The organism is Sphingobacterium hotanense, from assembly GCF_008274825.1.
In the GTDB taxonomy this organism is placed as follows: domain Bacteria; phylum Bacteroidota; class Bacteroidia; order Sphingobacteriales; family Sphingobacteriaceae; genus Sphingobacterium; species Sphingobacterium hotanense.
Window position 1 is genome coordinate 4,139,882 of the sequence record NZ_CP030848.1, and the last position, 12,676, is coordinate 4,152,557.

Here is a 12,676-nt window from a genome sequence, read left to right on the forward strand (position 1 = left end):
TTAAAGTTGGCACCAAAGGAAGACAAAAGTTGCCAGCAATCTGTACTGATACAGCGGGAGATTGCTTTTCAATAGGGAATTTGCTTTTGTCAGATGGTTGTTGACAGTGGATTTACTGATATTTAAGGTTTCGCAGATTTCTGCGTAGCTTTTTCCTTCGATCTTAAACAGGATAAAAACCTTTTGACACTGTGGGGGCAGTGCTTTTATCGCATTCATCACGTTTTCTTGCGTCTGTTTAAAGGTGAGCTCCTCTTCGATATGTTGATAATCCTCTGCATACTGCTTGATGAATTCATTCCTGAACCGCTCGTCTAGCGCCATTCTTCTGAAATGGTCGTAGACTAGATTTTGTGCTATCGTAAATAGGAATGGTTTCAACGGTTTATCAGCGTCTATCTGATCCCTCCGCTCCCAAACCTTGAGAAAAAGCGTTTGGAGAATTTCTTCAGCAGTGTGTTCGGATTTGACAAGGCGAATGATTCGACCAAGCAATCGGAGGCTATACCGTTGGTAAAGCTGCGTAAAAGCTTGATAATCTCCAGATTTTAAACGGAGAAGTAGCGTTTGCTCATCATTATATGGCTCATAAGTCTTCACCATCAGCTAGATTCAAAAAGGTATTGTAATGGGTATCGGTTGAATATCAAATATAAATAAAAAAGTATGATAGCAAAATAGTTACAATTCTTTTAAACCGTTTTTGCAATCGAATTTTGAACCTTTTTTTAGGCAATACCGTATCTAGCCGCTTTTACAAGCGGCAATCATCACAAACAGGAAAATCTATTGCTGTTTACTTTTTAAACTTCCACTGAACGTAGTTGATGTTCTTATCTACGGCAAGGTATTTTTTCTCGTAGTATGTTTTGATAGACAATACCTCGTCCACTAGATCAGAATGATATAGATCGGTGGTTTCTTTCAACTTAGGAAGATTCTGCAGTTCGATCTGTTCTACCGTATAGGCGTAGAAGCCATCGTTGTCAGTCTTTAAGTGCATAATACCTTCCGGAACAAGGATGTGTTTATAACGCTCTAAGAAAGTGGGATTTGTTAAGCGTTTCTTCTCGCGGCTTTCCTGTGGTTGAGGATCTGGGAAAGTGATCCAAATTTCAGAGACCTCACCCTCCGCAAAATACTCCAGAATCGTCTCAATCTGGATTCTCAAGAATCCTACATTAGAGATGCCTTCTTCAATTGCCGTCTTTGCACCTCTCCAGATACGATTCCCTTTGTAATCAATACCTATGAAGTTTTTCTCTGGAAATAACTTTGCCAGATTGACGGTGTATTCACCTTTTCCACAAGCTAATTCAAGGATAAGTGGTTTCTCATTTTTAAAGAATTCTGATGCCCATTTGCCTTTAAACGGTTTACCGGCATCTAATTGTACGACATTTGGAAATGTAGCTACTTCTGCAAATTTTCTTAGTTTATCCTTACCCATTACTTTGAATTAAGTCGCAAAAATAACCTTATATTTGTACTAATCAATACATTCTCGTGGAAAAACAAGCGAAAATATACGTTGCAGGCCATCGTGGCATGGTGGGATCTGCGATCTACCGCAAATTAAAAGAGCTAGGATATACCAATATTGTCACTAGAACATCTAAAGAGCTCGACCTTCGTGATCAGCAAGCAGTTAAAGAATTCTTTGAGTCAGAAAAGCCCGAATATGTGTTCCTAGCGGCCGCTAAGGTCGGTGGAATCATGGCTAACAATACGTATCGGGCGGATTTCATATATGAAAACCTCGCTATTCAGAACAATGTCATACACTTTGCACATGAGAACAATGTAGAGAAACTGATGTTCCTAGGCTCGAGTTGTATTTATCCGAAGATGGCGCCACAGCCTTTGAACGAGGACTCATTGTTGACCGGCACTTTGGAATACACCAATGAACCCTATGCAATAGCAAAGATCGCCGGTATTAAAATGGTAGAGTCGTACCGTCTGCAATATGGCGACAAGTATATTTCCGTTATGCCAACGAATCTCTATGGCATCAATGATAATTACCATCCGGAAAACTCGCATGTGTTGCCGGCGCTGATCCGTAGATTCCATGAAGCTAAGGAAGCCAACGCAGCATCAGTTACCATTTGGGGAACCGGCACACCACTCCGCGAATTCTTATATGCTGATGATCTAGCAGATGCTTGTGTTTTCTTGATGGAGAATTACGATGAGTTGCAGTTCATCAATATCGGGGTAGGAGAAGATATCAGTATTAAAGAGTTGGCAGAAACCATCCAGGAGGTTGTCGGCTATACCGGAAAGCTGGAGTTCGACAGCAGCAAACCAGATGGCACGCCAAGAAAGCTTATGGATGTAAGCAAGCTACACAGCCTTGGCTGGAAGCATAAAATTAATCTAAAGGAAGGTATAGCTTTGGCTTATCAGGACTTCCTGTCAAAGGAAAACGAAAAACGAGACTAATAAGTCTCGCTGTCCTTCGGAATTCCGTAAATATTGTCTTGCACACTCTCCTCTGCAGTAATCATTGGAGGGTGTTGCGGAGGCGCCACTTGAGCCGTAACGACTTCGGCTTCCGCTAATTTTTCTTTCTTCTTTTTCTTTTTCGGCTTAATAAAGGATGTAATCTTGTCAATTACCGAAGACACGCTAGTTTGATTGACCTCACGAGCAGCAGTCTCCGAAGCAAATAGAACAAGTCCTTTCTTCAACCAGCTCGCATTTTTCAATAGCGTACGATTGAGTACTAGTGGAAGTGCTAGTTGCACGGTCTTAGTTAACCAATCCGACTTGCCAGATCCTTTCTTCGAACCTATTCCCGAGATTAATCCTTTAACCATATCAACACCCGGCACATTAGAAACAACCATATTGAAGATTCGAGCAGGTGCTTCTACTTTGTGTTTCAAAAGCTGATATTGATTCACTAAAAATTGCTCATGCTCTTTCTTTTCTAGCTTCAGACGAGCAATCTCAGTTTGTAAATCTGTAATATTTGAAATTTTGATTCTCATAGTTGTCTATACTCGCTCTTTTTCTTCTTGTTCCTGTTTCAGTTCTTCTTCAGCCAATTTCTCTTCTGCTGTTTCTTGGGCATTATAGGTCGTATTGGTCGATGCATAAGCTGTATCCGTATTAAGCTTCTCCTCTTCCTCTTCATCATCGGGATCATCCCACTTCGCAAGGATCCGCTTAATCGATAAGTTCATGAACTTCGCTTCCAATTTTGGTTCAAAAACACGAATCAATAGAATGATGATCAAAAATATCCCTCCTGTTGCAAGAAAACCTAACGAATAGCTTCCGAGAACTTCGCCTAGATAGAAACCTAGAGCGAGCGACCAAAAGAAGATCACTAAGAGTGTCAACAACAACTTACTTGCATCAACGATTAAAGATCCCATAATCCGCGTCATCCGCGAGATGGCTTGCAGCTTTAATAGTTCGAACTGAGTGTCGAGATACTCCTTTGATTTCTTAAAGGATTCTGAAAAAGAGAATTTTTGTTCTTCCATGCATTGATTTGATTAAATAGAGCTGTAGAATAAGCTATTCACAGCTCTATTAAATTATGTGAATAAGTTTACTAGATGTAAACGAAATTACGCGTGTTCTTCGATTTCCTCGTCGATCATCGACTCAGCTTTACCTAATTTAGTTTTCAAAGTAGCTACGACCTTTTCTTTAAAATCATTTAATTGATCGAATTGCTCTTCAGCACGCTCTTTAATCGCATCGCCTAAGTCAGCTAAGGATTCGTTGATTTTCTCTCTCGTGTCAGAACCTTTGTCTGGTGCGAATAAAATACCTAATACAGCTCCTGCTGCCAAACCAGCTAATAAAGCTGTTACGATTTTTCCATTATCATTCATCTTAATATAGTGTTTTGTTAGTTATACAATTGTTAAACTCCACTTTCATTTAATATAACAAAAAAAAGACCGTTTCGTTTTCATTTCCTAAAACTTTGTAGAAACTTAACTCTAAATGACAAAATAGCATTTATTATGTTTCAATAAATAACGAGTCCGCTTTTAATTTCCTTTACACGAAGTGTCTTATTTCTACAACACTTTGTCTACTTAGACAGAAATATTAACGAAGAGTTTAATAGACGTATTTAACGAAATACAATAATTTTTCAGCAGATTCGTTAGACATTAAAATATAGACAGATGTATAAAAGCCTGAAAAACATTCTTCCGATTATTGCCCTTCTCCTGTTTAGCACTTACAGCAATGCACAGAAAAAAGAACAGCTCAAGATTGCTATTGATAGCATCCTTGCGAAGTATCAAGCTAAAGTCGGGATAGCTATACACAATCATGATTATACTGACAGTCTGACTGTAAACGGAGATTTCCACTTCCCTTTTCAAAGTGTCTATAAGTTTCACTTAGGGATTGTTATTCTAGATCAGGTAGACAAAGGTAAATTGAGCCTGGATCAGCCTATCAAAATATCTAAAGAAGCGGTTACAACGGAAATGTATAGCCCCATAAAAGATAAATATCCTAATGGTATCACTTTGCCCCTGCGAGAAGTCTTAGAATACACCATAGCAGCCAGCGATAATGTAGGATGCGATGTTTTGTTTGAGTTGTTAGGTGGTCCTGAATATGTCCAAAAGTATTTTGAAGATAAGGGATACAGCAACCTCTCGATCAAACTTATCGAAGCAGTGCAGCAAAAAGAGTGGAATAGGCAGTTCGAAAACTGGACGACGGTAGGTTCGAGCAACCAGATATTATATGATTACTATACGAACAGCAAGAAACTGCTTTCAGCAAGCTCGCACCAATTTCTATGGGATACCATGCGCGGTACAACAACCGGTCCGGACCGTCTAAAAGGCGATCTCCCCAAAGGTACAGTCGTAGCACATAAGACAGGCTATTCCGGCAGAAATAGAACGACCGGTATTATTGCTGCCCTGAATGATGTAGGTGTGGTCAGCCTTCCTAATGGCGAAGTCTACTATATCTCGGTTTTTGTAACTGATAGTGAAGAAGGAGAAGCGGGAAGCGCAAAAATCATCGCCGAGGTATCAGCGGCAGCTTGGAAGTATTTCAATTAAACATATACACAACAGCCTCTTAGCAAAGAATTAATATTAACTATAAAATAAGTTAATTATTTTTATAGAAATATCTAATTCTAAGATGCTTGCAAAAACCTACAGTAGCGCAGTACATGGTATCGATGCTACAACCATCTCCGTAGAAACCCATATCACATCCGGAACACAGTACTTCATCGTCGGCTTGCCGGATGTGGCGGTCAAAGAAAGTATACAGCGTATTGAAAGCGCTATTCTTGCGATTAACCATCAGATGCCGCGGCAAAAAATTGTTATCAACTTAAGCCCTGCCGATATCCGTAAGGAAGGCTCGGCGTACGATCTCGCCATTGCCATCGCGGTATTAACCGCCTCCTATCAAATCCACAGCACAGAACTGGAGGACTATGTCATTCTTGGCGAACTCTCCCTCAATGGCAAGATCAACCCCATCAAAGGCGCTCTCCCCATCGCTTTACAAGCCAAACGGGACGGTTTTAAAGGCCTGATTCTTCCCAAAGAGAATGCTGAGGAGGCTGCCATTATCGATGGATTAACCATCTACGCCGCCAACCACCTTTCGGAAGTTGTCGACCATTTAACCAATCTCGAACGACTCCCTACCGCCAGCATCTCTATCGATGATATATTTCAAGAGAACATCAACAACTACGAAGTGGATTTCTCCGAAGTTCGCGGACAAGAGAACATCAAGCGAGCCTTAGAGATCGCTGCTGCAGGGGGACACAACGTGATTCTCATTGGCCCACCGGCGCAGGGAAGACCATGCTAGCGAAACGACTTCCAACCATCTTACCCCCGCTAACAATAGATGAATCCCTGGAGACTACCAAAATACACTCGGTATCTGGCCTACTGCCTAGCGCCTCCTCGCTTATGACCGCGCGCCCTTTCCGCGCGCCGCACCATACCACCTCAGACGTCGCCCTCGTTGGCGGTGGCAAGAACCCCCGACCGGGAGAGATATCCCTTGCTCATAATGGCGTGCTGTTTCTCGACGAGCTGCCTGAATTCAAACGATCGGTATTAGAAGTGATGCGTCAGCCGTTAGAATCCCGCAACATTACCATTTCACGCGCCAAAATTACGGTAGACTATCCATCCAGCTTTATGCTAATAGCAGCCATGAACCCCTGGAGTTATATGGACTTGTTTGTATAAAGGCAGTTGGCATAATCCTATGTTAATAGTGTCCTTTCCAATGGTAATATATCGGTTATAGTCTCAAAAATAGCCAGCTTTTTTCGGCAACACATTGTCAATCAATGTCAATTTAACAACACTACTTCATTGAGAACATGACCACCTGAAGAGTTCTGTATACACTTAAACTCTATTTTGGCTTGTAGTTCAGGGGCAGATTTATCAAATTGTTTTACTGGGTCAACGAGCGCTTGGTATAATTCTTTAAAACGTTCCTAGTCAGGCTCTGATCTAAAAGGAACAATATTCCATTTTCTTTCGTAGTTGAACACATTTCTTTTTGGTTTCGATATTTAGGTATACGCTTCCTGAATACTTCAAACCAAAAGGATAAAAAATATTATTTTGTAAAATTAAATTTATTCGACAGCCATACCTTTTTCTTCATAAATATTGTTAAGGAATTTGCTTCAGATTAATCCGATTTCATTACCATGATAAACAAAATAAAAATCAAAGGAACCACCTACAATTCCGATATCTGGAATGGTATATAAACCTGTCAGTTATCCTTTCAATATTAGGTAAATGTTTAAACTTAGATGCATCAAGTTTAAAAGGACAATATCATAAGCACCCGAAGATAGATGGATAGTATTTGATTCTAGGATCACTTCCTTTGACCTGCCAGTCTGTTATACAGTTCTCGCTAACATTAAATATTGTTGCTACATCCTTTTGAAACAGCCATGGTTCCATCCTTCTCTTTATTAAATGTTCTCCGAGTCGCTGTAATTAAGGGCATCAATATCGGCTTTTACTGGTTTCTTGCTCAAAACGCAAATAGGGCATAGCAGAAATGCCGCGATAACGGATTAAAAAATGAAAAACAATGGTTTTGACGAAAATTTTTCGATTCAAAAGAAAAAAATATATTTACAACTGATAAGTGGCTTAATGCCCGACTTTATATGTAATGGATTAATGAGTTTTACGTGAACAATAGTTTTGTTCCAAAACCATCGTGGTTAGTGCGTTTTACATTGATACCTGTAAATTTTCGAAACAACAATCTACGATTCTTTAATTCCTAATTATCATTGGCATAAATTAAAAAATATTGATATAAAATTGAAATTATAATTATATTGGTATGACCATTAAATCGATTATTGTGTTCTGTACAAGCAATGTCACTTCTCATCTTTCCAAAGGCAATCAACTTGCATTGCGTTGGCTGTATGATGAATATGCAGAAGGCCTGTACCAATTGGCGATGCAAATTCTGAAAGAAGAGCAACACGCCGAGGAGATGGTGCAAGATAGCTTTGTTCAATTATGGAATAGGCGGGAAAGCTTGGATGAAAACTCCAATCTCAAAGCCTTGTTATTTGTGATCTGCAGAAATAATAGCTTTAACCGTTTTAAGGTTAATCAACGTCATCGATCGCGTTTTGTTGAGCTGGAGGACAGTAAACTGGCTTCCTCTTGGGGCCACGAAGAGGACCCTTTGGCCGAACGAGACTTGAAAGACCTGATAGAAAAGGTCATTCGAAAGCTACCACTGAAACAGCAGTTGGTGTTTCGCTTAAGTCGGTTAGAAGGATTATCCCATCAGGAAATCGCCGATAGACTACAGATATCCAAAAACACGGTAAAAAACCATTTAATAGCGGCGCTAAAAGCCGCGAAGGAAGAGCTGCAAGAAGTAAGAACCCAATCTTCCATTTATGCCTTGCTCTATTTTTACCTGTTTCTCTAATCCAATAATCTACAATTTTATTTTTTTTAAATTTTTCCGCAAGTGACTAGTCCTTGCCGGCCACGAGTATTGTTGTTACTATAGAAACCAATGCTATGAAAAACGTAAGGCTAGCCTATTTACTGGGGAAGTTTTTTACCGATCGATTGTCTGTTGAAGAAGAACAAGAGCTTCAGGAGCATATGACCAACGATTTGGATGCCGAATCGGAAGCCATGTTTGCCCAGTATTACGAGCAATATAAAAAAACGATCCCGTTTCCGCGGCCTCAGAAAGATGCGGTTTGGAAAGGTATTCAACAACAAATTGGCCGGAAAGAAAGAATTTGGCCCTCGCTTATCCGAATAGCTGCTGCAATATTATTGTTTTTTACGGCGCTTGCTGGATGGTATCTATATTTTAAAACAACCATAAACCAAGAAGAGCTGTATGCGGAAGAAAATATTCTTTTAAAAAATAATCGGGCTTCCGTTTATCTAAAGGGGGCAGATCAGGATAGCGCTAGCGCCATGAATGATGTGGCATTAGCCGAATACGGCGTGCAAATGGATAGCTCGGGCACCTTATTATTTCATGATCAGGCTTCTTCAGGTGTTCCAAGCAAGCCTTCGAATTTAGTGATCAAGAGTAATCACGCCCAAATTCAAGCCCTTGTTTTAGCCGATGGCACGAAAGTTTGGTTAAATAGCAATTCATCTATTGTGGTTCCTACGCGCTTTTCAGGCATCCGTAGGAATGTGGTATTAACAGGTGAGGCCTATTTTGAAGTGGCCAAAAATCCGCTGAAACCTTTTCAGGTGAAAGCCGGTGCTTTATTGACCGAGGTTCTAGGAACGCACTTTTCGGTCAACTCATCCAATTCCGAGGATGCTACAGTAACCCTGATGGAAGGAAAAGTGAAGGTGTCTAATGCGCGCAAATCCTTGTTATTAGCACCGGGACAGCAGGCTGTTGGCGGCGCTAAGGCCATTGATAAATTTGACGTTGACTTGTTGGATTTACTCTCTTGGAAAGAAGGCTATTTTAAATTTGACAATGCCAGCATTACCGAAATCATGAACCAAATTAAAGATTGGTATGATGTAAAATATGTACAAATAGAGGTAAATAATACGGAGCGTTTTTCCGGAACCTATAAAAGAACCAATCAATTAACCGACCTATTAAAGAATTTGGAGGAGGTTTCAAGTATCACATTTAAGATCAAGGAAGGAGGAATACATGTGCTAAATAAATAACCTATTCACTGAAACCAAACAAAAAGGGAGGTGCTGCCACACCCCCCAAGGATAATACATGACCAATAACGACTAATTATAAATCATTTTATACCCTACTCAAATGTATAAAACTTATCAATTATTGCTGCATCCTTTGCGAAAGAATGCACTTAAAATTATGCTGTATATGAAACTGATTATTCTATTGCTGTGTATTGGCAGCATACATGTCAGTGCAAATACTTACGGACAGAATGTTTCCATCCATGCGAAAGGTGAACGTTTTAAACAAGTATTGGCTAAAATAAGAAAGCAGAGCGGACGGGATTTCCTCTATAATGCGAGGCTTGTCGATGAAAATAAACGAGTTGATCTTGTGGTGCAAGATAAACTTTGGACGCTTGCATTGGAAGAACTGTTAAGTTCGCAAGGACTGAGCTATGAACTGCGGAAACATAACGTGCTTATTTTCCCTAAAAATAGACAGAAATCTGAAACTTTAATTAACAGCAATTCCATTCAACAAGCTTTACGAGGCAGCGTTATTCTACAGGATAATAGTCCTGTGTCTGGCGCGACGGTAAAACTATTGCCCTCCGGACAAACGGTGAGCACCAATAGTTCCGGGAAATTTGAGTTTGAAAATGCGCCTGCTCGGGGTTCCATTGTTGTTAATTTTATGGGTTATCTGGAGAAAAGAGTAGATTATACCAATTATAACGCCCTTACCATTTCTTTAGACCCTTCCATCAGTGAGATAGATGAAATTGTGGTGGTGGGCTACGGTACTCAAAAGAAATCGGATCTTACAGGATCGATTGTAGGGGTGCAAGCCAAAGACTTTACGCAGGGCGCCAATACAAATGCCTTGCAATTGTTGAACGGAAAAGCACCAGGGGTAAACATTAGCCAGACCAACTCTGCACCGGGGGCCGGTACAAAGATTCAGATCCGTGGAGCAGGCTCCATCAACAGCAGTAATGACGCGTTAATTGTGGTTGACGGCATGCCGGGTATAGACCCGTCCAGCCTGAGCCCCGATGATATTGAATCGGTGGATATCTTGAAAGATGCTTCTGCGGCTGCCATTTATGGTACGCGAGCTGCCAATGGTGTGGTGTTAATTACCACAAAGAAGGGGCGTTCTGGAACCGTTATTACCAAATACGATGCTTATGCAGGAATTCAGCAGGCCTCTCGTCAAATTCCGGTGTTAAACGGTCGCCAATATATGGAGGTGCTGAATGGCATTCGGAAAGATGCGGGGCGCGATTTAATTTTCACCGAGCAGCAAATTGCTGAAATTGGCGAAGGAACCAATTGGCAAGATGAAGTGCTCAATAATAATGCGATGGTGCAAAACCACCAATTGAGTTTTTCGGGGGGTGGTGAGAAGAGCACTTTCTATTCGGCATTAAACTACTTTAATCAAGACGGGTTAATTAAACAATCGGGCTACAAGAAAATCAACTTCCGCACGAATCTAGAATTCCGTCCTAAAGATTATATCAAATTCAATATCAACGGAAACTACACCCGTGGCAACCAGAAAGCCATCTTAACCTCTAATGCCGCCAATGAAAATGCCGGACCTTTAGGCTCAGCCATTCAATTTGACCCGACTTTGGCGGCAACAAAAGATGCGAATGGCCGCTATTACCTGAATAATTTTATTGCCTTGGATAATCCATTGGCCTTATTGAATGGGATTGATAACCGCAACTTGACCAATACTTTCTATGGCTTGGCCTCTGCAGAAATTACGCCTTTGCCGGGTTTGACCGGAACGATTCGCGTGGGGGGCTCTGCGGCGAACAGCATGATGTCTAGTTATACCGACCGTTCGACCATCAAAGGTTTATCGAATGGTGGCATGGGGGAAAAAAATGCGACTTCAGGCTACCAATGGCTTACGGAATTCTTGCTAAACTATCAAAAAGATATTGCAGACCATAGTTTCAATATAATGGCGGGTACCACCTTTGAAGAGTTTGATGCTGAAGGTGTGGGTGCCAGCTCGATGAAGTTTCTGTCAGACGTTACTTCCTATCACCTCTTGCAAAGTGGGGATGGCGATAAAAGTGATAATGTAACCTCCTCTAAAACGAGAAACCGCTTGCACGGTATTTTAGGCCGTTTAAACTACAATTATAAAGGCAAATACTTATTTACAGCCTCGATACGTGCCGATGGTACTTCCCGCTTCTCAGATGACCATAAATATGCCTTCTTCCCATCCGGAGCTTTAGCCTGGAAATTAACCGATGAGGATTTCCTAAGCCAATGGCGCGAGCAAGGGAATAGCATAAAACTTCGGGTAGGCTATGGGCAATTAGGGAACCAAGGAATTTCCAATTACCAAACCATCAATACCTTAATTTCTTCCGGCAATGCCGTATTTGGCAATGCCATTTATCAAGGGGTAGTGCCTGCACGCTTGCCAAATAAGAACCTGCGTTGGGAAAATACCGAAGAAATTAACGTGGGTTTAGATTTCGAATTCCTCCATGGGATATTAAGTGGATCGATCGACGCCTTCAAAAGAAACACAAAAGATCAATTATTCAGCAAGCCGATTCCTTCTGTTGTAGGTTTCAGCAGCTATATGGTGAACTTCGGGAATGTGGAAAATAGAGGGATTGATTTCCAATTGCGCAGTAAGAATATTAGACGTGACGATTTTACTTGGGAAAGTACCTTTAACCTTTCCTTGTTAAAGAATGAAGTAAAGGAACTTCCTGATTTTATTCCCCAATTGATTACCGGAAATATTGCCAGCTTTATTTCAAACTACCAATTGGTGGAAAGGGGACATCCTATGCTATCTTTCTATGGCTTTGAAACGAATGGTATTTTCCAGAATGCTCAGGAAGTAGCCAACTCGGCGCAACCCAATGCGAAGCCTGGCCATATCCGCTTTGTGGATAAAAACCAAGACGGTAAAATTGATTTAAACGACCGTACAGTTCTGGGTAAACCATTCCCAACAGCCAATATCAGTTTAAGCAATAATTTCAGGTATCAGAAGTTTGCCTTAGATTTCTTATTGCAATATGTGGGTGGTATCAGTATGTTGGATGCCAACATTACGGAAACTTTATACCCAACCAATGAGTACAGAAACAGACTGTCAGAATACTTATTAAACCGCTGGACCGTGGATAACCCCACGAATAAATACCCTAGTGCTGTAAATCCTACGGCCTATGGTGGGGATTATATCATCAATTCCATGACAATTCAGGATGCTTCCTTCCTGCGGTTAAAGAACGTCAATTTAAGCTATGAGGTTTTCAATAATGGCAATAAAATAAATCGGTTAAATGTATTCCTGGCAATGGAAAACTTAGCGACCTGGACGCAGTATAAAGGCTATGATCCGGATGCCAGTGCTACCGGCACGAGCTCGACGTCTAAAGTCAGCTATAACTCCTATCCATTAGCGCGTACATTTCGTTTAGGAATCAACTTAACCCTTTAATCTA

Annotated in this window: 10 protein-coding genes and 1 pseudogene; 6 read left to right on the forward strand and 5 right to left on the reverse strand. The window is 40.9% G+C overall.

Annotated elements, in window-relative coordinates; translation table 11 throughout:
* Both DSM08_RS17480 and trmB read right to left on the reverse strand, forming a co-directional pair.
* Complete coding sequence (locus tag DSM08_RS17480; protein ID WP_149527340.1) at positions 1 to 603, reverse strand: RNA polymerase sigma factor; 603 nt, start codon at positions 601 to 603, stop codon at positions 1 to 3.
* Between the two features lie 193 nt (positions 604 to 796).
* On the reverse strand, positions 797 to 1,450 hold the full coding sequence (gene trmB, locus DSM08_RS17485) for a tRNA (guanosine(46)-N7)-methyltransferase TrmB (RefSeq protein WP_149527341.1): 654 nt from the start codon (positions 1,448 to 1,450) through the stop codon (positions 797 to 799).
* A gap of 56 nt (positions 1,451 to 1,506) precedes the next feature.
* Here trmB and fcl point away from each other — a divergent pair, with 56 nt between their 5' ends.
* Positions 1,507 to 2,448, forward strand: a complete 942-nt coding sequence (fcl, locus tag DSM08_RS17490) for a GDP-L-fucose synthase (protein WP_149527342.1) — start codon at positions 1,507 to 1,509, stop codon at positions 2,446 to 2,448.
* Here fcl and DSM08_RS17495 read toward each other — a convergent pair.
* The 3 genes from DSM08_RS17495 to DSM08_RS17505 all read right to left on the reverse strand — a co-directional run bounded on the left by DSM08_RS17495 (position 2,445) and on the right by DSM08_RS17505 (position 3,857).
* Complete coding sequence (locus DSM08_RS17495) at positions 2,445 to 2,999, reverse strand: hypothetical protein (protein ID WP_187773905.1); 555 nt, start codon at positions 2,997 to 2,999, stop codon at positions 2,445 to 2,447. The genes fcl and DSM08_RS17495 overlap by 4 nt on opposite strands.
* Before the next feature lie 6 nt (positions 3,000 to 3,005).
* Positions 3,006 to 3,500, reverse strand: a complete 495-nt coding sequence (locus DSM08_RS17500) for a hypothetical protein (RefSeq protein WP_187773906.1) — start codon at positions 3,498 to 3,500, stop codon at positions 3,006 to 3,008.
* A gap of 87 nt (positions 3,501 to 3,587) precedes the next feature.
* Positions 3,588 to 3,857 (reverse strand): YtxH domain-containing protein, encoded by a 270-nt coding sequence (locus DSM08_RS17505; protein ID WP_149527343.1) that lies wholly within the window; start codon positions 3,855 to 3,857, stop codon positions 3,588 to 3,590.
* 303 nt (positions 3,858 to 4,160) lie between these two features.
* Between DSM08_RS17505 and bla the strand changes: the two genes are divergently transcribed.
* The 5 genes and pseudogenes from bla (at position 4,161) to DSM08_RS17530 (ending at position 12,672) form a co-directional block, all read left to right on the forward strand.
* On the forward strand, positions 4,161 to 5,063 hold the full coding sequence (gene bla / locus DSM08_RS17510) for a class A beta-lactamase (protein ID WP_149527344.1): 903 nt from the start codon (positions 4,161 to 4,163) through the stop codon (positions 5,061 to 5,063).
* Between the two features lie 85 nt (positions 5,064 to 5,148).
* A pseudogene (locus tag DSM08_RS17515) lies at positions 5,149 to 6,200 on the forward strand (YifB family Mg chelatase-like AAA ATPase); the annotation flags it as partial.
* Between the two features lie 1,162 nt (positions 6,201 to 7,362).
* Entirely contained in the window at positions 7,363 to 7,971 is a 609-nt protein-coding gene (locus DSM08_RS17520) for an RNA polymerase sigma-70 factor (RefSeq protein ID WP_149527345.1), read from the forward strand.
* Positions 7,972 to 8,066: 95 nt separating this feature from the next.
* Positions 8,067 to 9,209 (forward strand): FecR family protein, encoded by a 1,143-nt coding sequence (locus DSM08_RS17525; RefSeq protein WP_149527346.1) that lies wholly within the window; start codon positions 8,067 to 8,069, stop codon positions 9,207 to 9,209.
* Positions 9,210 to 9,378: 169 nt separating this feature from the next.
* Complete coding sequence (locus DSM08_RS17530; protein ID WP_187773907.1) at positions 9,379 to 12,672, forward strand: TonB-dependent receptor; 3,294 nt, start codon at positions 9,379 to 9,381, stop codon at positions 12,670 to 12,672.
* Positions 12,673 to 12,676 lie beyond the last annotated feature (4 nt).